The 23,640-nt window shown below is 52.3% G+C and carries 22 protein-coding genes; 8 read left to right on the top strand and 14 right to left on the bottom strand.

What is annotated here, in order from left to right; translation table 11 throughout:
- Positions 1-33 precede the first annotated feature (33 nt).
- Positions 34-612 (top strand): hypothetical protein, encoded by a 579-nt coding sequence (locus tag M0R30_RS02755; protein WP_292543022.1) that lies wholly within the window; start codon positions 34-36, stop codon positions 610-612.
- A gap of 296 nt (positions 613-908) precedes the next feature.
- On the opposite strand, the gene M0R30_RS02760 is transcribed toward M0R30_RS02755, so the two are convergent.
- The 5 genes from M0R30_RS02760 to M0R30_RS02780 all read right to left on the bottom strand — a co-directional run bounded on the left by M0R30_RS02760 (position 909) and on the right by M0R30_RS02780 (position 8,157).
- The gene (locus tag M0R30_RS02760; RefSeq protein ID WP_292543024.1) at positions 909-2,117 is read right to left on the bottom strand and encodes a hypothetical protein; all 1,209 of its coding nucleotides are present in this window, start codon (positions 2,115-2,117) and stop codon (positions 909-911) included.
- 5 nt (positions 2,118-2,122) lie between these two features.
- On the bottom strand, positions 2,123-2,245 hold the full coding sequence (locus M0R30_RS02765; RefSeq protein WP_292543026.1) for a hypothetical protein: 123 nt from the start codon (positions 2,243-2,245) through the stop codon (positions 2,123-2,125).
- 50 nt (positions 2,246-2,295) lie between these two features.
- Positions 2,296-3,003: a hypothetical protein gene (locus tag M0R30_RS02770; RefSeq protein ID WP_292543028.1), complete on the bottom strand. Its 708-nt coding sequence runs from the start codon at positions 3,001-3,003 to the stop codon at positions 2,296-2,298.
- A gap of 112 nt (positions 3,004-3,115) precedes the next feature.
- Positions 3,116-3,823 carry a hypothetical protein gene (locus tag M0R30_RS02775; RefSeq protein ID WP_292543031.1) on the bottom strand — a complete coding sequence of 236 codons (708 nt, stop codon included), beginning with the start codon at positions 3,821-3,823 and terminating at the stop codon, positions 3,116-3,118.
- An 86-nt stretch (positions 3,824-3,909) separates the two neighbouring features.
- Complete coding sequence (locus M0R30_RS02780; RefSeq protein ID WP_366513089.1) at positions 3,910-8,157, bottom strand: RHS repeat-associated core domain-containing protein; 4,248 nt, start codon at positions 8,155-8,157, stop codon at positions 3,910-3,912.
- A 179-nt stretch (positions 8,158-8,336) separates the two neighbouring features.
- Between M0R30_RS02780 and M0R30_RS02785 the strand changes: the two genes are divergently transcribed.
- Positions 8,337-10,145 carry an ABC transporter ATP-binding protein gene (locus M0R30_RS02785; RefSeq protein ID WP_292543035.1) on the top strand — a complete coding sequence of 603 codons (1,809 nt, stop codon included), beginning with the start codon at positions 8,337-8,339 and terminating at the stop codon, positions 10,143-10,145.
- A 1,175-nt stretch (positions 10,146-11,320) separates the two neighbouring features.
- Here M0R30_RS02785 and M0R30_RS02790 read toward each other — a convergent pair.
- A complete protein-coding gene (locus tag M0R30_RS02790) occupies positions 11,321-12,214 on the bottom strand; it encodes a presenilin family intramembrane aspartyl protease PSH (RefSeq protein ID WP_292543037.1) in 894 nt (297 codons plus the stop codon).
- A gap of 71 nt (positions 12,215-12,285) precedes the next feature.
- Between M0R30_RS02790 and M0R30_RS02795 the strand changes: the two genes are divergently transcribed.
- Complete coding sequence (locus M0R30_RS02795; RefSeq protein WP_292543040.1) at positions 12,286-12,600, top strand: hypothetical protein; 315 nt, start codon at positions 12,286-12,288, stop codon at positions 12,598-12,600.
- A 24-nt stretch (positions 12,601-12,624) separates the two neighbouring features.
- Positions 12,625-13,626 (top strand): flap endonuclease-1, encoded by a 1,002-nt coding sequence (fen, locus tag M0R30_RS02800; RefSeq protein ID WP_292543042.1) that lies wholly within the window; start codon positions 12,625-12,627, stop codon positions 13,624-13,626.
- A gap of 45 nt (positions 13,627-13,671) precedes the next feature.
- Here the strand turns inward: fen and M0R30_RS02805 are convergent, their stop codons facing one another.
- Positions 13,672-14,061, bottom strand: a complete 390-nt coding sequence (locus tag M0R30_RS02805; protein ID WP_292543044.1) for a hypothetical protein — start codon at positions 14,059-14,061, stop codon at positions 13,672-13,674.
- A 224-nt stretch (positions 14,062-14,285) separates the two neighbouring features.
- On the opposite strand from M0R30_RS02805, the gene M0R30_RS02810 reads away from it, so the two are divergent.
- Entirely contained in the window at positions 14,286-15,497 is a 1,212-nt protein-coding gene (locus M0R30_RS02810; protein WP_292543047.1) for a YcaO-related McrA-glycine thioamidation protein, read from the top strand.
- Positions 15,460-16,101, top strand: a complete 642-nt coding sequence (locus M0R30_RS02815) for a TfuA-related McrA-glycine thioamidation protein (protein ID WP_292543050.1) — start codon at positions 15,460-15,462, stop codon at positions 16,099-16,101. Before M0R30_RS02810 ends, M0R30_RS02815 begins: the two co-directional genes overlap by 38 nt.
- A gap of 35 nt (positions 16,102-16,136) precedes the next feature.
- Here the strand turns inward: M0R30_RS02815 and M0R30_RS02820 are convergent, their stop codons facing one another.
- The 6 genes from M0R30_RS02820 to M0R30_RS02845 are packed head-to-tail and all read right to left on the bottom strand — an operon-like array spanning position 16,137 to position 21,948.
- On the bottom strand, positions 16,137-16,733 hold the full coding sequence (locus tag M0R30_RS02820) for a CDP-alcohol phosphatidyltransferase family protein (protein WP_292543053.1): 597 nt from the start codon (positions 16,731-16,733) through the stop codon (positions 16,137-16,139).
- A complete protein-coding gene (locus M0R30_RS02825) occupies positions 16,733-17,242 on the bottom strand; it encodes an adenylate kinase family protein (RefSeq protein WP_292543055.1) in 510 nt (169 codons plus the stop codon). The genes M0R30_RS02820 and M0R30_RS02825 overlap by 1 nt, the downstream gene beginning before the upstream one ends.
- Complete coding sequence (gene hisC, locus M0R30_RS02830; protein WP_292543058.1) at positions 17,239-18,297, bottom strand: histidinol-phosphate transaminase; 1,059 nt, start codon at positions 18,295-18,297, stop codon at positions 17,239-17,241. The genes M0R30_RS02825 and hisC overlap by 4 nt, the downstream gene beginning before the upstream one ends.
- Positions 18,281-19,411 (bottom strand): acetylornithine/succinylornithine family transaminase, encoded by a 1,131-nt coding sequence (locus tag M0R30_RS02835; RefSeq protein WP_292543062.1) that lies wholly within the window; start codon positions 19,409-19,411, stop codon positions 18,281-18,283. Before M0R30_RS02835 ends, hisC begins: the two co-directional genes overlap by 17 nt.
- Before the next feature lie 25 nt (positions 19,412-19,436).
- Complete coding sequence (guaA, locus tag M0R30_RS02840) at positions 19,437-20,354, bottom strand: glutamine-hydrolyzing GMP synthase (protein ID WP_292543064.1); 918 nt, start codon at positions 20,352-20,354, stop codon at positions 19,437-19,439.
- Between the two features lie 13 nt (positions 20,355-20,367).
- Positions 20,368-21,948 (bottom strand): CTP synthase, encoded by a 1,581-nt coding sequence (locus tag M0R30_RS02845; protein WP_292543066.1) that lies wholly within the window; start codon positions 21,946-21,948, stop codon positions 20,368-20,370.
- A 181-nt stretch (positions 21,949-22,129) separates the two neighbouring features.
- Here M0R30_RS02845 and M0R30_RS02850 point away from each other — a divergent pair, with 181 nt between their 5' ends.
- The gene (locus M0R30_RS02850) at positions 22,130-22,840 is read left to right on the top strand and encodes a tetratricopeptide repeat protein (RefSeq protein ID WP_292543069.1); all 711 of its coding nucleotides are present in this window, start codon (positions 22,130-22,132) and stop codon (positions 22,838-22,840) included.
- Positions 22,841-22,844: 4 nt separating this feature from the next.
- On the opposite strand, the gene M0R30_RS02855 is transcribed toward M0R30_RS02850, so the two are convergent.
- Positions 22,845-23,261, bottom strand: coding sequence for a PaaI family thioesterase (locus M0R30_RS02855; RefSeq protein WP_292543072.1), 417 nt, complete (start codon positions 23,259-23,261; stop codon positions 22,845-22,847).
- A gap of 84 nt (positions 23,262-23,345) precedes the next feature.
- On the opposite strand from M0R30_RS02855, the gene M0R30_RS02860 reads away from it, so the two are divergent.
- Positions 23,346-23,576, top strand: a complete 231-nt coding sequence (locus M0R30_RS02860) for a hypothetical protein (protein ID WP_292543074.1) — start codon at positions 23,346-23,348, stop codon at positions 23,574-23,576.
- Positions 23,577-23,640 lie beyond the last annotated feature (64 nt).

Consider the following 23,640-nt stretch of genomic DNA (forward strand, 5'->3'; position numbering starts at 1 on the left):
TCCCGTCGTTAGAGAATTTGAAGAGACAACACTATGATTAAGAACGAAAAGAACAACAAAGGATCTGCACCCGGCATACGGATACTGGGCATGCTCGTGATAGTCTGCTTGTGTTGTATTGCATTGTTTCCCGCTGTTGCGGCGCTACCTAACAAATGGCTCACCGACAACCGTACCGTGTTAGCGAATAACAGTTATTATGGCACAATCGATGACGTTGATTTCACAAATGATTACTTCTTCGCGATTATAGGAAATTCACATTTTAATACAACCGCACCGGCCTGGAACTGGACCGGGGACGCAAACCCAAATTACTATAACCGGTATTATTTAAGACAACTAAAAATCGGGAACACGTGGTATCCACCTTCCTTGAAAAGCGGCGACTATCAGTGGGTGATTGTCGATAAACTCGATATCGATCGAAATGTCTACAAGTGGGGTCTTGCCACATATGTCGAACCCCCCAATGGCACGTACTATCTCTGGTTTGGTAACAGAACAGCCGCTTATATTTATCACCCCCCCTATAAGCACTGGCTCTGCCCGACCTATGAGAATGCAACGTATGTTGTAGCCTTACCTGTAGAGTGGGTATATGAGGAATAACGGATTGGTTTCAAATGTTTGGTATTCCGGCAACTCTCAAATTTTTATTTTTTTCTGAATAATCATGTGCCAGCGCATGTGAAAAATAATTCCGGCTGACTCATCCGAAAGAAATTTTCCGGGGTTTCAGATCAATTGCATAATCCGGCAATTTGCCCTGCCATGTTTTAGAGAGGTCATGTGGTGGGGAGCACTCGTAATAGTCTCATTACCAATATTCGATATCGAATTATGCCTATCCCATCAGCGCCTCGTCTCCATCTCCATGATTTAACAGGATCTTTTTAAAAAGAGAGTTATTCATTTCTTCTTAGCAATACCGCAGCCCCGAGTCCTGCAAACAGCCCGACCACCGGGACGTGGGCATTCTGCGTGGAAGTCTTCTGTGCCGGCTCTTTACCTGCAAAAATAACCGCCCCGCCCTTAAGGGGGATGGCCCGGGCATACTCAAATGTACCATAACCCGTGCCGAAAAGAAATGTGGTTCCAGCAGGCTTTTTAAGAGATGTCCCTTCAGAAATGCCAAGGGTCCGGCCGACCGGAATTTCAACGGTCCTGTCAGCAATAAGTAATGCATTTTGTGTAAGGACTGCATTTTCGCGGAGTGTAAAATTTCCTCCCGTGGATGTGAAAACCACCGCATTGCCGCCGGAGATTGTGGTAATGTTGGTGTTGTAGGGATAGTTTTGCTGGGCACCGCTTTCATCCTCATAAATAATTATGACAGAGTTTCCGGATATCCTGACCGTGCTGGACCTGGAATCAATACCAATATTCCTCTCCACACCTCCGGTTGAAAGGACAGCCACGTCTCCACCGGATATGATTACGCCGCCACCCGATTTTTCAGATCCCCCACCGCCCCCATCGAGACCAAAAGTATTGGATCCACCGTGTTGACTTGTAACTATCCAACCGCCGGTAACGATGATGGATCGTGAGGCGGAGATCCCTTTATTTTTATGGGCGGTTGTATTAACGTTTGTATTAATCGATCCCCCGGAGATTGTGACATTGCCTGATCCTGCACAGATGCCAACGGCAGTAGTATCCTCTCTCTTGTTCTTGCCGTTCACCGTGATATAAAGGAGTCCGCTCTCTACAGAAACAGAAGGTGCTTTGATACCGTAGAGCATCGCCGAGTCATTGTCTACGATAATAGTAAGCATATTGTTTGCAGGAGATCTGATCGTTACCGGAGCCGCAGATTCAATACCGGCATTGCTGTTACTCTGGATAGTGGCGTCATCTTCGATTACGAGGATGAGTTTATCCTCGCCGGTATAGTGGATGCCATTTTTGTATTGTTCAATGGAGGTGGAGTTGAGAACATATTCTGTCGCGGATGCAGCAGAGGTAAAAAGGAGGGTACATAGCAATATGAGAATCATTATTTTGGAAATATGTAAGGTGAAACACGGACAGGCCGGTTCTCCGGATTGGAACATCGCATCTCTGGATTTTCGTGAAATTTCATCTCGATGTGGCTCTTGGAATCTGTACATCAAAATCATTCCTCTATCATGAAATCATCGGATGCAACCAGCAGGTCCTTACTGTCATAAATATCAAGTTTGCCGGTTTTCCCGATAAACTCCCGATACGGCTGCATGTACTCCGGGCCAATTTTCATGGCCACACCCCATATCACGGTTTGCAAATGGTGGAAAGTAAAAGGATAAATTATTGTAATGTTACATTCTCCCCCAGTTTTTCCTTGAATCGTAAATAGATTTTCGCGATTATATCGCTATTATAAAAAACCAATCCATATGCTTGTGTTGTTCCATTCGAGGTTATCAACATCCGATGCCTGGAGTCAACCCCATACATATTATTTTTAATCTCCGCATCAGGACTCACTGACGTGATATCCGTATATCTGAAAATTGTTTTCCTGTCAATGCCAAAGAGGTAAGACAGATGTGATTTGATGTGCACCGAATCCTCTGCAAAGATGAAAACAGGCACCGTATACCAAAGCCAGATCAAAAATACCATGAATCCGAGTATAACAATAATTAAACCAAAATTCACTTCATGATTTCTGAATTGGAAGATAATAGCAGTTACAGACATAAATATAAAAAACAGAAAAAAAATTGATACTCCGATTGTTGGTTTAAACAGCAACTGTTTCCTCTCTTTTTGATCAGCCTTCTTGATCTCTTCTTCCTTTATCTCCTGCGTCAGTGGTTTTCCATAGGTTTGATAAACCAGATAAAGAACCATGGCAGTTATCAGAACAAAACCCGCGCTGTGCTGAAATTCACCAGCTGCTCCGAGAAGACCCGGATCTTTTATGCCAAAAACAGAAGCCCATGGAATAATGAAAATTACGAAAACGCAGATAATGATCAATACATTCTTTATAATTTCCTTTCTCTCCATCATCTTCAACCGACCCTCATTTTAAAATACATTTTTATTATTGCCATATTTGCGCTGATCCACCTTGCACGGAAAAAATAATTTTGCAAATAACGGAAAGTAAAAGGATACATTATTCTAATGTTACCTTATCCCCCAGTTTTTCTTTAAAGCGCAAATAGATTTTTGCGATTATTTCGGAATTAAACCCAATCAAGCTAAATGATTGTGTTGCTCCATTGGTTGATATCACAATCCGATACCTGCGGTCCACCCCATAAAAATCACCCTTAATCCTCGCATCAGGACTCACGGATGTGATGTCAGCATATCGGATAACAGTTTTCCAGTCAATGCCAAAGAGGTAAACCAGATGTGGTTTGATATGAACCGAATCCTTGGTAAAGATGAAAACCGTCACCGTATACCAAAGCCAGATCCAAAATACCATGAATCCGATTATCAGACCAATTGACCCAAAATCTACGTTATGATCCCTGAATTGAAAGAAAATAGCAAGTACAGATAAAAATAGAAAAAACATAAACATAACTGATAATCCGACAGACGGTTTAAACAGCAACCGTTTCTCGTCTTTTTGTTCAGCCTCCCTGATCTCTTCTTCCTCCATCTCCTTCGTCAGGGATTTTCCTAAGGTTTGGTAAACCAGGTGAAGAGCTATGGCGGTTAGGATAACGACGCCTGCACTGCGCTGAAATATTCCTCCTCCTTCGAGAAGAGCCGGATCCTGTATGCCAAAAACAGATGCCCAAGGAATACCAAAAAGTATGAAAACACCGGCAATTATCAATAAATTCCTTAAAATTTCCTTTCTCTCCATCATCTTCAACAGTCCCTAATTTTTAAAAAATTTTGATCTTCAGTTTCCCATTCATAGAATCCATCCGATAACCCTATCACGGTTTGTTACTTACCCGGGAGCTTGAGCGACCCGTCACCAGGCAAACGAATTGGAGGCCCTTGGTTAGACATGGCAAAGTTAGAGTAACTCCCGAAAGCCCAACCACTGCCTCGGGAAATACCGCTTCGTGCATATTTTTCTACAGCTGTATTCATGGGGGAGTAAGGAACTGCCATGTAAGAAACCGGACCCGCAACTACGCCACCTCCCAAAGCAATTCCAGCACCTTCCAAAGAGTAACCTTCCTTTGTTCCAGGTACTCCTAGTCCGTAAAGCACAGGTTGGGTTATTACTCTATCAACAGTATACGAAGTTCCACTCGCTGCGGCACCAGCAACAAAGGGGTTACCATATGAGGCAGTGAATGCTCCTGCTCCCGCTGCTCCACCAGCAAATCCCCCTGCTGCACGGCCTCCGAGTGTAACAAAACTGAACTGATTATGACCGGTTGTATACTGGATAGCAGCCTGCTCCCCAATATACCATCCTGTATTAGCACAAGAGCCGTAGAGACCTGCAAGTCCAATCGCCACTAACGGGTTTTTCCCGCTCGGATCAGCATACACGACAGGATTATTTTGAACGTATGGGTACCTGTTAAGGCTTTGTGTGACAGTATCAGAACCGGTGAACGGATCTTTTGAAATAAACCGTCCGGTTTCCGGATCATAATACCGTGCCCGGAGATAGATCAATCCGGTTTCGGAATCCATCTGTTCCCCGGTGAAAAGGAAATCATTATCCCCATTACCTGTTGTAAGCAGAGGCTCGCCAAAGGCATCGTACGAATACGTGGTTCCGGTGTTTCCGCTGCTGTCACTCAGGCTGCGTACGCTTCCCAACCCGTCGTATTGGTAATACATCAGTCCACCTGACGAATTGGTCATCGAGATCCGTTGCAGGCCATAGAGGGAAAGAGCTGTACCCTGCGCGTCCGTTTCCGTAAGAACCTGGGGCAGGCCGCCATTGACATCCCAGACATACTCGGAAAATTCTGTGGCATTACCACTGGCGACGGCTTTGCTGATACGGTTGCCATCTCCGTCATATGCAAAGATAAGTGAGGTACCTCCCTGCACTGATACATCGACCAATCTGTTGGCAGCATCAAACTCATACGACGTTGTCCCTGCGGTTTCATTCTTTTCAATCCGGTTACCGTTGTTGTCGTAGGCGAAGGTAGTGCTGCCTGCGCTCAGCAATTGATCGCCGGCATCGTACGTGTAGGTAATTGTTGAGCTCGCGTTACCGGCATTCGTAGCCATGTTCAGCCGGTTTCCCATGGGATCGTACGTGTAGGTCACCGTTGTACCGGGGTACGTCACCGTGTGCAGGCGGTTAAGGACATCATACCCGTATGTGGTCACGAGGGTTGAGTTGCCCGGCCCGGTTTCGGTGACCTGCTGGCGATTCCCGTTGGCGTCCAGCGTGTACGCGTAACTGGTGACAACATTCGCTCCCTGCTTGTTGACCAGGTTGATCAACCGGTTGCCGTTATCGTACGTGTATGCCGTCCCTATCCCGTTGGGATACGTCATGTTCGCCAGGTTGCTGTTCGCGTCGTAACCATAACTGGTCGTGTTGCCGGTCCAGTCGGTCACGTTACTCAGCCGGTTATCGCTGTCATAGGCGTACGAGACCGTCTTACTATCAGGATACGTCATCCGGATCCTGTTGCCGACCGGGTCATAGCTGTAGGTTACGGTCTGGCCACTGGAACCGGTAACGCTTGTCAGCCGGTTGAGCCCGTCATATGCGTAACTCGTTGTCCCGGAACCGTCAGTCATCGCCAGCCTGTTACCAACCGCGTCATAAGTATAACTCACCGAGGTCTGGTCGTGATACGATACTCCGGTCAGCCGGTTCAGCGAATCATACGTGAGGGAGGTCATGTCCCCGTTACTGTCCGTGAAACTGATCTTATTGCCCGCTGCATCATAGCTGGAGTTCGAGGTGTGTCCCAAGGGATCCGTAACAGCGGTCAGGCGGTTCACGGGATCATACGCATACTGCATGGTGTGGCCATTCGCGTCGGTCATGGAAACAAGGTTATCCACCGTGTCATAGGTGTAACTCACCGTTCCGCCCAGGGGATCCGTGACGTTCGCAAGCTGGTTGAGGGGATCATAGGAGTAATGTGTCGTGCTCCCCATGGCATCGGTAGAACTGATCCGGTTCCCGTTACCATCATAGCTGGTGGTCGCGCTATGGCCTAATGGATCGGTAACACTGACAAGCCGATCGAGTGCATCGTAACTGAATGTACTGGTTCTGCCTTTGGCATCAGTTGCACTAACCTGGCGCCCGACAAGATCATAGGAGAATGTTGCGGTATTCCCCGCGGCATCGGTGATGTCAACCGGATTGCCATAGTTGTCGTAGGTATGGGAGGTACCATGCCCGTTGGCATCCTGAGCTTGTATCACCTGTCCGTACTGGTCATACGTAAAAGTTGTAACATTTCCGAGCGCATTGGTAATCTGAACCGGATTGCTGTTTGTGTCGTAATTGAATGTTACCTGGCGTCCCAATGCATCCGTGCTGCTCACGGGATTATTTTTTGAATCATAGGTCTGGGCGGTGCTGTGACCCGATGGATCGATAACCTGAATGATGTTCCCGTTCGCATCATAGGAGGATGTAGTAGTATGGCCATTCGCATCGGTTGCGCTGATCCTGTTCCCATTCCCGTCATACGCGTAAGAAATGGTATTGCCAAGTGCATCAGTCTCGCTGAGCTCCCAGAAGTGGTCGTTATAAGTGTAGTGGGTACTCCGGCCTAACGGGTCAGTTTCGGTCGTTATCCGATTATTGGTATCATAACTGAAATTGGTTACCACATCCAGAGCATTGCTTTGGCTGATAACTCGCCCATCGCCATCATACGTATTGGTCACGATCCGGATTCCCCGGGGATTTGTTATTGAGGTCATCCGGTGGTTCCCATCGTATGTATAATCGAATTGTCCGCCAATAGGATCGGCATATTGAACCAGATTATCATTCGCATCATAGGTATAGCTCAAAATCCTGCCCAGGGGATCAGTGATTGAAATGATTCGTCCTGCTGCATCATAGGTGAAGGTCAGTCCTCTCCCGGAATAATCTGTCACGTGCGTAAGATTATTGCCGGTATAGGTAAGATTTATTGTATTTCCATTGTTATCCGCGATATTGTTCAGTTGACCTATTGAGGTAAAGTGATACGTTATGTGATCTTTCCTTTCAAGTGTGTAGGAACCATCTGCATTCCTGGTCAGTTTATCGAAGATCCCCGGGGGTGGAGAATAGGTGCCGTTGGAACTGACATTATAGATATCGGTGCGACCGTCTTCCCTTACCACCAGTACAATTTCACTGCTGTTGATTCCTGCCAGTTTCACGTTGTAATTAAATGTCCAGCTGGAACCGAAAGGCCCGCTCATGGGATTCAGAGAATTGTAAGTACGGGTAATTGCCAGGGATAGTCCGCGCCCCGGAATGAAGAGATCCTGATACTGGTAAACATAATTCCCGTTTGCGAGATTTACCGGCTCATAGGAAAAAGGAACATATGGATTGGATCCTGGAGTGCCAGAAGTGGCCATATTTTGCAGGGAACACCCATAACAGGTGAGATTCTCTAATATTGGATTAGTCGGTTCAGGTGTTGGTGTAGGTGTTTGGCACAGTGCATTGCAATATGTCGCACCGTTGCACGCGACACAGGCATCATAGGATGCAGTATTTGGAATATCACTGCATTGATCGTAGCCGCAGTGTGCCGGTTGTTGTGGGGGTAGACAAAGAGAGAGACAGTATGCATGACCGTTACACGCGACACACGCATCATAGGATTCAGCATCTGCAATTTCTGAACATTGATCGTATCCGCAATGTCCCGGCGGAGGTGGCGGGGGTCCTGTTGGGCAAAGACTACTGCAATACGGCGCACCGTTACACGCGACACAGGCATTATAGGACGTAATATCAGAAATTTGGGAACATTGATCGTATCCGCAATGTCCCGGCGGAGGTGACGGCGGTCCTGATGAGCAAAGATCATTGCAATACGCCGCACCGTTGTAAGCAACACAGTCATTATAGGCTGGAATATCTGGTATATCGTCGCATGTATAGTATTTGTAAAAAAAAGGATAATCACCACAAGCACTAGCGGACATGGTTAAAAGGACGAGACTCAATACAATTCCCACAATCCTCACAAAATTCCGAGTGGATCTGGTATCCCGTGTAAAAAATTCCAATCGCATGTTTCAGTCCCCCGGATTAACAGGGCCTCTTTTTCTCGCCATCAATCAATAGATGCACAAATATATTCATATATTTTAGTTAACAAATCAAGTTTATTAATTTTTTTAATTTACCTTTTATAACAAAATGGCGATGCTAAAATACCACTACGGATACCCCTCACAACCGGACAACCACCATGTTCAACAACTGGATAACAAATAATCTGCAGAAATTCCATGAGGATATACAAATCCTGCGTTTTTACAGTGTCGGGGTCGGGCACCTGCTTATCGCCCTGCTCATCCTGAGCGTCCTGCTCGGATTCCTGGAAACCTTCCAGATCGTGCTGCTGTACCCGATTATGAATGCCACGATCGATTTCCAGGGCACGGAGATCGCACTGTTCGAACCATTCTATACGATCGTGCGGAGTTTTTCAATCCTGCCGGATATCGTGCTCTTCTCGCTCCTGTTTATCCTGCTGGTAATCCTGACATTCCTCGTATCCCTAACGTATAATATCGTATCCTTGTACCTTACGAAAAAAGTGGTACTCAAAACAAAACAGGGAATTTTTGACCGGCTTATCAGGAACGATTATCAGTATTATGTCGAGAACAAACGGGGGGATATCCTCTATAATGTCGTTACCGCTCCCTCAAACATCAGCCATTTCCTAGAAACAGGGACATTCCTGTTTTCTGAAGCGGTTATTATCCTCACGGTTGGTATCACCCTCTTCTTCGTCTCAGTAACCTCGGTCTCAGTCCTCCTTGGTTGTTGTCTCATTTTTCTTCTGGTTATCAGGGAGATCGGGAAAAAAATCTCGATCCGCCTTGGCCGGTTCCAAATGCAGTCCATGCAACGGGAAAACGAGGTGGTCAGCAATTATATTACTGGTCTGCGGCAGATCCGATCCGTGAACGGGGACACGTACTGGAGCGAGAAGTACACGGTTGCCCTGAATACATACTGGGACAAATACATCCGACTCAGTTTTTTCCGGCAACTGCCCGGTGCGATGCTCCCGTTTCTCTTTTTTATCGGGATTGCCGTGGGGGTGATCTCTCTGTATTATCTCTACCAGGAACGGTTTTTGTTTATCATACCTCTGATGGGAATATTTATTTTTTCAGCCTTGAAAGTGATCCCCCGGCTTGCCAACATCAGCGACCAGTACATGGTGATCATGAACCACTGGCCCAACCTTGAATCGGTGTACCAGCTCCTGAGCGATCCCCGTTACCAGAGATTAAGAAACGGCACGCGGATCTTCTCCACACTCTCGTCGGATATCGTGTTCGATAACGTCGTGTTCTCATATTATCCTTATCAGAACCTGTTGGAAGGGATCAGCCTGATAATAAAACGAAAGAATGTTACTGCCCTTGTCGGCCATTCAGGTTCCGGGAAATCCACTGTTGTGTCCCTGCTCCTCCGGTATTATGATGTTGACGCCGGCTCTATTCGGGTCAACGGGTATGACCTGCGCGAATACGACCGGGCAAGTCTCCTGCAGAAAGTGGGATACGTGAGCCAGGATACCTTCGTGTATAATGTGACCGTCAGGGAAAACATTGCGTTTGGCGGCACTTATTCCAATGCGGAGATCATCGAAGCGGCAAAGAAAGCAAATATCCACTCCTTTATCGAAAACCTCCCGAAAAAGTATGACAGCATCGCAGGTGATCATGGGATTAAATTATCCGGAGGAGAGAAACAGAGGTTTGCCATCGCCCGGGCCCTTGTCCGGAACCCGGAGATCCTGTTACTCGATGAGGCAACAAGTAACCTGGACAATGAATCGGAGGCCATAGTCCAGGATTCGATCAACCGTATCTCCGAGAATATTACCACATTCATCATCGCGCACCGGCTCTCAACTATCCGGAAAGCCGATGCGATCTATGTCATGAGTGCCGGGAAAATTGTCGAGACCGGTACCCATGAGGAACTAATGGAGAAGCGCGGCGCCTATTTTGAATTGTACGAGTCCGAGGGATGAGTTCGTCAGACTGGATACGGATCAACTCATGAAGCAGTTCACCCCGCACAAGGTATCTTCCTTTTTTCAGAATGTTATCTATCTACCGATGGCTTACTGAAGTAAAGGTGTCCGCAAAAGAATATTTAATCGCTTTCGGGATTCCTTCGTCATTATTGCTATCCATAGCGATCAATGCATTGTGGATGCATGAGATATCTCTGGTGGATTCCTTATCATCCCCCTTTGAATTACTGTTTTTTCAACCGCACAATGATAATGACCGGAAATTCCTTGTCATCATCCAGTTCTTCAAAAAAGCCGTTGATCAAAAACCTGGCAGTAAAATTTTGATGGAAAACTCCTGCAATGACCATTGATAACATAAATCTGATACGGCTGTCTACCGATACCTTCTTCTTTGTGAACGCAAGCAATTCGTTAATCCTACAGTTTTATAAATCAAGAGTGATGGGTTAAAAAGACAAATATCCCGCCGGGCTCCAACATTTCACCAACCGCCCGGAATAACGATTCTGGCAACAGATTTATCAGAAGATCCACTTTATTTCAGGGTCATGAGCTGTGCAATGTTAGTGGCGTCACATACATGAAAGAATATTTTTATACAGATATGCAAAACGGCGTCGTTTTATGAGGGCAATCTGGTTTTCGCTGAAGTCAAATACCACAGCGCGAGCCCCTTTTTCCGCAAGTCTCTGTTTAAAAGAATGTGAATTGAATGTCAAAATATTATTCTTCGATTTGAAGAAAACGAAAACGTTGAGATTACTATCCTGTCAACGTTATCACTGCCCATCCCGCCAGGAACCCGAGGATCGTCCCCTTGCCATTTCCCCGGCCAGCCTTTTCCACAGAATATCAGCTCCCTGATTATCCAAAAGGCAACAATTAGACGATTTTTGGAGCCAGAAATGATATCCAAATGCACAAAATAACGTCAATTCAGCCGTGGTTCCAAAACCACACGCTGTAATTCGCCAAAAAACGCGAGTATCCGGAAACCGGTTTTTCAAAACGGGCTCCGATCGTCAAAATAAGCCCAAATTAAAGAGAGAGTTTTACTGTGCGATTACTCTCTGAAAGAGAGTAAGAGCTTGAGAAGAACGATGTTCTTCGAGCATTTCGTAGCTGTCGGCCGTTCCTCAGATCAGGAGGAGCGCCCCCGGGCCCCCTCACACCCATCCCATCGCTGCCCAACCCACCAGGAACCCGAGGATCGTTCCCCCGCAGATCGGCGGCAGTCCTGCCTGCGGCTTACCCGACATGACGAAGTGCAGGAGCACGGCAAGCCCGGCAACCGACCCGATGATCGCCCCGAGTGCCGGGAGATTGAGGATACCGCCGAGTCGCGAGCCCTGTAGGAAGACATTGGCCGAGACCACGAGGATCGCGGGCATGATCATATCGCCCATACCGATGATGAACGCAGCCCGCTCGCCCCCGTCATCCAGCTTCCCGATCCCTTCTTTAATGAACGAGTAGTCCTTCCGCTTGGGGATGACGAAAAGGATCGGCGTCTTCTGGTCGATCACACCCTCCGCCAGCGTGATCATGTGCTTTGTCTTATAGACAGAGATCGCATCGTAGGCCGCGAGGAGGACGAGGAGGATCAGGACCGGGAGGACCTCAAGCGAGGCCCCGAAGATCGCAGCAACGCCGGCGCCTATCAGGATTCCAAGGCCATCGATGATGTACCATTCCGGGTACTTGTAGAGCAGGACGGTTGCAAGGATCGCGATGACGAGCGCAATAATGGTTGCAAGATCGGTTGCCCCCAGGGCAGCGTACATGATGGCGGCAAAGATGTAGCAGAACGTGAGGAAGAGCGAGAGCCCGATGACGACGCCAATGATCCGCTTCAGGTCATATTTTATCAGCACCAGCAAAAATGCCGTGAAGACCAGCAGGATCGCAATGAAATACACCGGGTTTGCCATATCCCCCGGGTCTTCGAAGGCAACGATGCCCGAGGCCTGCACGGGAAGCGAGAGGAGGACGGCGCCGATCTCGACCGCGAGGAGCAGGAGCGGCATCGCGAGGAGGGGGATGAGATTCTTGGTATCCATGGGTGATCTCCGTTGGGGTAGTCAGCTTGATGTTCGTTAGATTAATTAGTGTGCTCTCATCATCTAAAAGCATGGAGATACGCGATTACTTACCCGACATTATGCTTACTGTCATCATGGTGGTTTCCACCCTCGTACTGATCCTCCGTTTCTGGCAGGACCTGATGATCGCTGTTGCCGCAGCCCTGATGATGCTCTCGATCGGGGGACTCTTCCTCTCGCTCGAGGTCAAGATGCGCCGGCTCGAACAGAGCGTGATCACCCGCGAGCGGATGCTGCGGACAAACCTCGAGGAGATCTCCAACCGCATGGTGGAGAAATACGATATGGCGATCACCCATCTCGACGAGCACGTTGCCGAACTCTCGCACCGGGCATACAAGTAAGCAGACAGAATGGCAGGCTGAACAATGGGCGTTGCACTACGGGATATCATCGCAGATTATAAGACGCCGGTCACGTGGGAGGCGCTCTCGGGCATCGCGGCAATCGATGCGAACAATGCCCTGTACCAGTTCCTCACCATCATCCGGCAGCCGGACGGGACGCCGCTGATGGACCGGCAGGGCCGGGTCACGTCCCACCTCTCCGGCATCCTCTTCCGTATCGCGAATTTCATGGAGAAGGGGATAAAACCGGTCTTTGTCTTTGACGGGAAACCAACGGAGCTGAAGCAGGCGACCATTGACGAGCGCCGGAAGCTCCGCGATACTGCCGGGATTAAATGGAAGGAAGCGGTGGAGCGGGGCGACGAGGCCGAGGCATACAAGCAGGCCCGGTCATCGACACGGGTCGACGCAACGATCATCGCGACCTCCAAGGAACTGCTGGGGCTGATGGGGATCCCGTTTGTCCAGGCGCCGGGCGAGGGCGAGGCACAGGCATCGTACATGGTGGTAAAGGGGGATGCCCGGTACGTTGTTTCGCAGGACTACGATACGCTCCTTTTCGGTGCCCCGATGCTTGTCCGTAACCTGACGGTATCGGGTAAGAGGAAGATCCGGGGCCGGCAGATCACGGTTAGTCCCGAGCGGATCGTGCTCGCGGACACCCTTGCCGGCCTGAAACTGACCCGCGAACAGCTGATCGAGATCGGTATCCTTGTGGGGACCGACTTCAACCCGGGGGTCGAAGGGGTTGGCGCAAAGACCGGGCTGAAGATCGTGCAGAAAGGCGAGTTTGCGGCAAAACTTGCGGAGAAGCAGCCGGACTTTGACCCGTCGCCGGTGATGGATATGTTCCTCCACCCGCCGGTAACGGACGATTACTCCCTTGCGGCGGGACATCCCGATGCTGAGGGAATCAGGAAGATGCTTTGCGATGGCTATGACTTTTCTCCGGAGAGGGTGGACAAGGCAATGGAAGGGTTCACGGTGAAAGCCGGGCAGAAAACGCTGGAGAGCTGGTTCTGAACCGGATTATGGGATCCCCTTTTTAAAAAAGAGACCTGATCCCGCTCAGCACTTCGCTTCGCATTCAAAGACCATGGCCGGGTCAACGGTTTCCGATTTTATTGCCTCACATCGTTCCACGCAGGACTTGCAGGAATCAAACTCCGGGGACGTGACCAGCGTGCAACTCCCGCCGCTGGAATCGCAGCGGGCGTACTGCCGGCATTTGTCGCCGACACGGTAAGACATATCGCAGACCTCGGGAGCATTCGTCCCGCACGCAAGATCGAGGCCATGGCAGGTGGTGAACCCGCACGAGGACTGGCCGGGTGTGACAGCCGGTGTAACCGGGGATGTGTCCTTCGTGCTGCCGGGCGAGGCAGAGGTGCAGCCGGCAGCAAACAGGACTACAACGATGAGTACCATGCAGGCTGATAGAGGGTCAGGGCGTTTCATGAGATCACTTCTTTCCAGTACGAAGTACATCGCGTTGACATTTATGGATTTATTTGATTATGGAAATATTCGCAGTTACCGGAGAGAACCGGGAATAATATGGACCGATCCCGGACAAGGAAGAATCACTTATGGGCATGTATAAACCCCGGAAGCGAACACCCTAATATACAGAGCATTCCAGGACCCTGTCCGGCGTGCCATCAACACCTCCGGTGAACCCAATGCAGATCAGATCGTGCAAAAAGGCCTATAATAACGAGACGCAGCGTGCAGTTCCCCTGCAGGAGACCCTGGCCCGGATCGAGCCCAAGGTACCTGCTGCGGGGATCACACGGGTCGCAGATATCACAAACCTGGACCGGATCGGGATCCCGGTCTTCTCCTGCATACGGCCAACCGCAATGGACGGGGCCATCACCGTGTATAACGGGAAAGGCGCGACCGTTGAGGAATCGAGGATCTCGGCGATCATGGAGGGCATCGAGCGGTACTCGGCCGAGGTGCACGACCGGGACCTCCGGGTCGCACTGTACGATGAGATGCATGCCAGCGGTCCCGTGCTCGACCCCAGAGACCTGATCCTGCCGGAAGGTGCGGAAACGGACCGGTTCACGTCATGGTGCGAGGGATATGATATTGTAAGTAACAGGACACTGTGGGTCCCTGCTTACGCGGTATTCCACCCCCTTCCCCCGAAGTACCGGGGGCCCTGCCGCACGAACACCAACGGCCTTGCCTCGGGAAATACCCTTGAAGAGGCGGTCTTCCACGCCCTCTCAGAAGTGATCGAACGGGATGCATGGTCCCTTGTTGAAACGACACGGAACACGGGGCCCGCCGTTGTGGAGATCGATGACCCGGTGATCCGGGACATGCAGAAGAAATTTGCCGATGCACAGGTCGAGGTCACGATACGGGATATCACGAGCGACATCGGCATCCCCACGATTGCCGCGGTGGCAGACGATGTGCTCTTAAAAGATCCCAGCCTCCTCACCATCGGCATCGGCACCCACACGAGCGCACGGATCGCCGTGATGCGGGCGCTTACCGAGGTGGCCCAGAGCCGGCTCACCCAGATCCACGGGGCCCGCGAGGACACCACCCTCGCCGAGATGCGCAAGAAGATGGGCTACGAGCGGGCGAAGCGGATCAACGGGTACTGGTACCGGGACAACGGGACCGAGGATTACGCGGCCATCACGTCATCGGACACCGATGATTTCGCTAAGGATATCCGGAATGTCATTGATGCACTGAAAAAACAGGGACTTGACCGGGTCATTGTCGTGGACCTGACCCGCGAGGAGATCGGTATTCCGGTCGTCAGGGTAATCGTGCCGGGTCTCGAAATGTTCGCCATGGACCCTGAACGGAAGGGCGAACGGGTGAAGCATGCACAGGATCATCGTCTTTCTCGGCCCAAGCCTTGACCTGAACTCAGCGGAGAAGATCCTCGCTGCGGAATACCGGCCTCCCGCAAAAAGGGGCGACCTCCTCCGGGCCGTTGAGGACGGGGCTGACATCATCGGCCTGATCGATGGTGTCTTCCACCAGGAATCGGCAGTAGCACACCGGGAGATCCTCGCTGCCGTGAAAAAAAGTGTGAAGGTTGTCGGGGCGTCCAGCATGGGTGCCCTGCGGGCTGCCGAGATGGACACGCTGGGAATGACCGGCATCGGGGAGGTATACCGGATGTACAAGAGTGGCGAACTCATCTCGGACGACGAGGTCGCGCTCGTCTTCGACCCCGAGACCGGGTTCTCCCTTTCTGAACCGCTCATCAACATCCGCTTCACGCTCCGTGATGCGGAAAAGCAGGGGATTATTACCCCAAAGGATCATGCAGCCCTCCTCTCCGCTGCGCAGTCCATATTTTATCCCCAACGTACCTACCCGAGAATCGTCTTATCGGCAATGGATGCAGTAGATTCTGGAACGCAGGAGCGGTTCCTTGCATGGGTCAGGACCCATGCCTGCGACCAGAAGAGGGTGGATGCGGTTGCAGCGCTGGAGTATATCAGGACATTGTCCTGAATGACTCCTGAAAAAGGGAGATATTACTGACTGTTTTATTCAACCTTCGCCCAGACATAGGCAAACCGCTGGAGCGCAGTGATATGCCCGAAGATACCAAAGAGGAGAAGCATCCAGCCAAAGAGCGAGAGGCTGTAGAAGCTTAAGGGGACAAGCAGGTCGATGATCCCGACAACCAGGATCATCACAAGACGGTCCGCACGGCCAAGCAGCCCGCCATAATACCGCCCGACACCAACCGCCTGAGCCTGGGTCCCGAGATACGATGACATCAGGACACCGGTCAGGGCGAAGACACCGATCTGCCATGGGACCATGCCCCCGGCAAAGATGCCGGTAATGATGAAAATATCCGCGTACCGGTCCACAGCATGGTCAAGGAAATCCCCGCGTTTGCTCTGGGCATTCGTTGCCCGGGCAACAGCCCCGTCCATCGCGTCGCAGAAGGCATTGAGCGCAACGGCAACGATCGCAAAGAACTCCATCCGGAAGAAGAACAGGACACCCGCAGCGGCCGATGCCAGGAGGGCGGCGATGGTGAAGAAATTCGGTGTCAGACGGCACCGTATTGCAATGGAGACCAGCGGGTCGAAGTATACGTTTACATGGGAGCGGTACTGGTCGAGGGTCATTATCCCACCTCAATGAACGAGGTCCAGTCAATATGACCGAAGTCCGCGGGTATCTCTCCCCCGGTGAACTGCTCGATCCTATCAGCACAGTACGGGGCGTCCCGCCCGGTTGTGTCGAGCTCGAATATGTGGGAGGGGTCGTGCTCTTCCACGGTCTCGATAAGGCAGGAGTCGAGCGCCTCTGCCTCCGCGTTCTCCCGGATCTTCGCCTCCCGGTACTTGCGCCGGGCAAGCCGGGCCTTCAGCTCGTCAGGGCGGCAGCGGAGGACCACCACCCGGTCACAGGGGAGCAGGTGGGCAAAGTGTCCCTCGACAAACCCGTCAACAGGGACAAACTCCGCGGCCCAGCGGTCGACATCGATCACCTGCACATCGCGCTTCTCGTCATCACCGTCAACATAGGGCCCGACGGTATCGGTAATGTGGACTACCGTGTGGCCACGGCGTGCCAGCTCATCTGCTATCATCGATTTGCCGGTCCCGGGTGTGCCGGTGATGCCGCACATCATAAGGTGTTGATCACCTTCACGAATTGTTCGTTCTCCCAGTCTTCGCCAATGCTGACCCGTACATAATGATCTTCAAGCCCGGTGAAACTCCGGCAGGAGCGGACGACCACACCCTTCCGCGCCAGTTCCTCTACCATCTCGTCGCTCTTGTGCGGGGAGACATCGATCATGACGAAGTTCGCGTCGGAAGGAAGAACAGGATAGTTCACCTCATCCGCGAACCGTTTTCTCCAGCGTTTCACCTGCGCAATATAGCGCTCTGCATGCCCGACGTCACCGAGCGCTGCTGCTGCTGCGACCATCGAGACCGCGTTGACCGTAAACGGTGTGCCTGCCCGCTGGTACCAGGGAGGCAGCCAGCGGGGGGTAAAGGCATACCCGATCCGGAGCCCGGCCAGCGAGTGGACTTTCGACATGGTCCGGCCGAGCACCAGGTTCTCGTGCCGCTTCATCAGCGGGAGATAATCGATCCCCGAGAACTCCACGTAGGCATTGTCCAGAAAGAGCAGGCCTTCGATCCCTTCGAGCACCTCTTCTACAACGGGGATGGGTGTTGCATTCCCGGTCGGGTTGTTGGGCGAGCAGAGGACTGTGACTTTTGCGTCCTTTGCTTCCTTTATGAGCTTCTTCGGGTCTACCGAGAAGTCCGCTTCACGCGGAATTGTGACGACCTCTGCACCCTGTCCCATTGCGGCAAGGGCATAGAACGAGAAGGTTGGGGTCGAGACCGCCACCTTCTCCCCAGGTTCAACGAGGGTACGGATGATTGTCTCGATGACCCCGTCCATCCCGACCCCGGTCACGAAGTGTTCGTGTGCATAGGTGGCCCGGAGGGCGCTCATCAGTACGTTGGCCTTCTCATCCGGGTAGCGGTTGACTGTTTTCAGGGCATCTTCCGCTGCGGCAAGCGCTGCCGGTGAGAGCGGCTCGGGGTTTTCGTTGCTCGCGAGCCGGGCTATGCGGGTCATGCCGTACTCGCGTGCGATATCCTCCGCTTTCTTTGCGAAGACGTACCCGCTCTTCTTCTTGTAGCAGGACCTAACCAAGCGTTCCATTGAGAACCTTCACTACCGTGTCGATCTCGGCATTGCTGATGGTGAGCGGGGGCACGAGACGGAGGTTGCCGTCCGCTGCGCAGTTGACAAGGACACCCTGCTCTGCGCATTTCTTCTGGACCTCCGGGCATTTGTCGCCGATTGTCATGCCGATCATGAGTCCCCGTACACGGGGGTTGTATTTTGCAAGCCCCTTCCGGAAACGCTCCCCCTTGACTGCCACTTCCGGCAGGATCTTCTCAATCACGCCGATCGTGGCCATTGCTGCGGCACAGGCAAGCGGCCCGCCGGCAAAGGTGCTCCCGTGCTCACTCTTCTTGAACTCAAGCCCTTCGCGGGCAACAAGCGCTCCCATCGGGAACCCGCTTGCGATCCCCTTTGCCAGGGTGACGATATCCGGCTGTACTTTCGTGTGCTGCATGGCCAGCCACTTGCCCGTGCGTCCCATGCCGGTCTGCACCTCGTCAACGATCATGAGAGCCCCGGTCTTGTCGCAGGCCTCACGGATCCCTTCAAAGAAACTGTCGGGGGGGATGATGACGCCGGCCTCTCCCTGGATAGGCTCCACGATGACCCCTGCGGTATCGTTGTCGACAACTTTTTTCAGTCCTTCGAGATCGCCATAGTCGACAAAGGTCCGGGCCATCCCGAGCGGTTCGAACGGCTCGCGGATACCGGGTTTGTGGGTCACCGCAAGCGACCCGATGGTACGCCCGTGGAACCCGTGGGTGAAGGCAACGAATTTCTTCTTGCCGGTCCTGACACGGGCAAGCTTGAGCGCCCCGTCGGTTGCTTCCGCCCCCGAATTGGAGAAGAACGCCTTGTGCATCCCGGTAATCTCAACAGCTTTCTTTGCAAGATCCCCCTGGTGCGGGATATAGTAGAGGTTCGAGCAGTGGATCAGCTGGTGTGCCTGGTCGCAGATCGCCTTCACCACCGCCGGGTGGCAGTGGCCGGTACTGCAGACCGCAATGCCTGCCACGCAGTCGATGTATTCCTTCCCTTCCGCATCCCACACCTTTGAGCCTTCGCCTTTGACAAGGGCGATCTCGCGTGAGAACGCGGGCATATAAAAGCGCTCGTCGAGCTCTTTCATCTGGCTTGTTGTTTCCATTCCAATCACGTTTAACATTTCACGATTATTCATATTCGATCGTTGCCGGGGGTTTTGCCGTAATATCGTAGACAACCCGGGCAACACTCGGGATGTCTGCGGTGATCCTCGACCCGATTCTCGTGAGGTGGTCGAAGGGGATATTGATCGGATCTGCGGTCATCCCGTCCCGGGAATTGACCGCTCTCACCGCCACGATCCACCCGTGGATCCGGTTGTCGCCCTTGACGCCGGTCCCAAGACCGATGAGTGCGGCAAAGCACTGCCAGGGGTGGTATGTCTCCACCAGCTCGTCCTCAACGATCCAGTTCGCCTCGCGGATGACAGCAACCTTCTCTCTCGTCACCTCACCCAGCACTCTCACCGCGAGCCCGGGGCCCGGGAACGGCATCCGGTGCTGGATCTCTTTTGGCAGGCCAAGTGCTCCTGCAACCTCACGCACTTCATCCTTGTAAAGGTCGCGGATCGGTTCGATCACTTTCGTGAACTCCATGTGGAGCGGCATGCCTCCTACGTTGTGGTGGCTCTTGATCCCGCCCTCGCTCTCGATCCGGTCGGGATAGATGGTGCCCTGTAACAGGCACTTTGCACCCTGTTTCCGGGCTTCCCGCTCAAAGACACGGATAAACCGTTCCCCGATTGCCTTCCTCTTCGCTTCCGGGTCCGTGATACCCGTGAGTGCATTCAGGAACTCATCCTCGGCATGCACAATACTCAGGCTGATGGTGGAGAAGATGGTCCGGATCCGCTCGGTCTCACCCTTCCGCATCAGGCCGGTGTCGATATAGATCGGAATGAGGTTATCACCGATAGCGCGGGCTGCTAGGGCTGCACAGACAGAGCTGTCGACCCCGCCGGAAAGAGCCATGACGACTTTCTCCGATCCCGCGGAGGTTTTGATCTCCTCAATTGCTTTTGCAATGAACTTTTCCGTATTGACCATGGTTATGCTCCAGTTATTTTGTCCGCTTGTTCGCCCTGCATGCCTCGACAAATCCCAGGTAGGGCGGTGACGGCCGGGTGGGCCGTGACTTGAATTCCGGGTGGAACTGGGTGGCAAAGAAGAACGGGTGCCCGGGCAGTTCCAGGCACTCCATCCGGTTCCTGTTCGTTGCCGAGAAGACCAGCCCTGCTTTCTCCAGCTTCGCGATGTACTCCGGGTTCACTTCGTACCGGTGACGGTGCCGCTCAACTACCTGTTTCTCGCCATACAGTTTATGGGCAAGGGTGTTATCGATGATATCGGCGGTATAGTTCCCGAGCCGCATCGTCCCGCCCAGTTCATGGAGCCCTTCCTGTTCAGGCAGAAGGGCGATTACGTGGGTCCCTGCATCAAACTCCTCGCTCGTTGCATCGGCAATATCAGCCTTGTTCCGGGCGTATTCGACCGTTGCCAGCTGGAACCCGAGACAGAGTCCGAGGAACGGGATGTTGTTCTCCCGGGCAAATCTGATCGCCTCGATCTTCCCCTCGACCCCCCGCTTGCCAAAGCCACCCGGGATCAGGATACCATCGTAGTCCTTCAGCGAAGACCGCTCGTACCGTTCTGCGTCCAGCCATGCGATCTTCACCTCGGTGGAGAGTGCCCGTCCGGCATGCTTGAGCGATTCCTTGATACTGATATACACGTCCTCAATGCCGTACTTGCTGACGATCGCAACGGTCACCCGGTTCGTGTACTCCTTGTTCACCACCCGGTACCACGAGGTGTCCGCTTCCTTTCGGTCGAGCCCGAGATGGGCGGAGAGCACATCGGCGATACCCTCCTTCTCCATCTCCATCGGGACGGCATAGGTATCCGGGGCTGTCGCCGCAGAGATGACCGCACTCTGGGGGAGGTCACAGAACGCCGAGATCTTGCGCTTGGTGTTGGCACTCATCGGGTGCTCGCTCCTGCCAACAATGATCTCCGCGTGGAGGCCCAGTTCCCGCAGGGCTTTCACTGAGTGCTGGGTGGGCTTCGTCTTCATGTCGCCCATCGTATCCTCAGGTATGAGGGTCACGTGGATCAGGATGTAATCCTGCGGCGGGAGTTCACCCCGCATCTGCCGGATCGCCTCGAGGAATGGCATGCTCTCGATGTCACCCACGGTGCCACCTACCTCGACAAGGCAGATCTCTGCCTTCGTCCCGTCCGGGAACTCTTCCTCGGCCGCCTGCCGGATGCAGGTCTTGATCTGGTCCGTGATATGGGGGATGATCTGCACGGTCTCGCCAAGGAAATCGCCGCGGCGCTCCTTGTCGATCACCGTGCGGTATACCTTGCCGGTCGTGATGTTATGGGAGGCGGTGAGTTCGATCTCAAGGAACCGTTCATAATTGCCGAGGTCGAGGTCAACCTCGCTCCCATCCTTGAGCACGAAAACCTCGCCATGCTGGGCGGGGTTCATTGTCCCTGCATCGATGTTCAGGTACGGGTCGATCTTGACCGCGGTGACGCGGTATCCCCGGTTCTTCAGGATCCTTCCTACGGATGCCGCTGTGATTCCCTTGCCCAGACCACTCATCACACCGCCGGTTACAATGATGTATTTCACTGGAGATCTCCCCGATTGCTGTATATTTTGCTCACAATCCGTATTAGTGTTATCTTACGGTAATTCCAGGTAAACCCGGAGTGAGGGGGCATACCGGAGAATCGGTTTTCAGCCTTATCAGACATGGAGGCCCATAAGATTAAAGCAAAATTAATTTGTGCACAGGTGAACATGTGTAACCATGAAATGCCGGGATATTGTGAACATTCTTGCACTGTGCGCATTGTGCATCTGTATCATCCAGCCGGTCACTGCCGGTACTGAGCAGATCCGGGATAATGCAACAGATTATTACAACCTTGCGGAAACATTCCTCGTCAAGGGAAGTTACCAGGAAGCAATTGACACGTTCGACAAAGCACTTGCCGAAAATACTACGTTGATCAAGGCCTCCGACGGTCTTCTCTACACGTACCGCGACAAGGCGTATGCACAGATCCAGCTCGGGAAATACAGCGATGCCGTTGCATCCCTTGACCAGGGTATTGCACTGTACCCGAAGGACCAGATGCTCTGGAACAACAAGGGCTATGCCCTCTTCAAACTCGACAAATACCAGGATGCCCTTTCCGCCTATGACAAGGCAATCTCCCTTGAACAGAACTACACGATCGCCCTGATCAACAAGGGAGACGCCCTCTCCCAAATGGGAAGATACGACGAAGCGATCACTGCCTACAACAAGGCCATTGAATCCGATCCCGGTAACCGCGATGCAACAGCAGGACTTGCCGCTGCACAGAAAAACGCAGCATCTGCACTGCCCATGACAACCATTGTCCTTGTCATCGTTGTTATCGCTGCGGTCGGCATAGTTATCTGGCATGTAAAGTTCCGCACACCGGAAGCAAAAGAGTCGTCAGATAAGAAATCGAAAGAGAATAAAAAATAATCTTTTATTTTTCCCGTGTCACCGCAAACGCGGCGGTGGTCCGGGAGAGCAGGGCCTTTTCACCGTTCTGCGTCCAGACTTCTCCTTCGCAGAACGCCACCCTCCGCCCTTTCCTGATCACGCGTCCCTCTGCATACACAACGCCATCCCGGACGCCCCTGATAAAACTGGTGGACTCGGAGATCGTCGCAATCCCCTCCCCGTCCGAGAGCTGCGTATAGATCGCAAGTGCCATCGCCTCGTCCGCAAGCGCAGCAAGCATCCCACCCTGGAGCCAGCCTACGCCATTGTGCATGTCCGGCCGCACCTGCATCTTCAGTACTGCCTTCCCGGCCTCTGCACTTTCAATTTCGATCCCCATCAGGCAAAAGAAGGGATTGGCCATGCTGCCATCCTTTTTTATCTTATCAAGATAGTTCATTCTGCTCCCATGAGGTTATACCGGAGAAGGATTAAAAGTGTCCGTCCCCAGCCTTAATATCCCGGGAGAGTTGACCTTTTCTGCATGCAGGATAAGGAAACCAGGGAGATGCTCGCAGACATGGTCTGGCTGAATGCCGTCATTGCCACGGAGCTGATCCAGATAACCGAGAACACTTCGGCAATTCTCAGGAAATCCGCCCCACCGGCCAGCTGCCTTGCAGAACACCACGCCCTCCGCGAGACCGCGCTCGCGATGGCGGAGAAATACCGGCCCGGCACCATGCTCGCCCAGCACCTTGGGAAACACCAGTAACGTTATTGGCAATCTCCGCCTATAATTATTGTAATAATCACGCCAGTACGTATGCCAGGTACGC

It is taken from the genome of Methanoregula sp. (genome assembly GCF_023227875.1).
GTDB lineage: Archaea > Halobacteriota > Methanomicrobia > Methanomicrobiales > Methanospirillaceae > Methanoregula.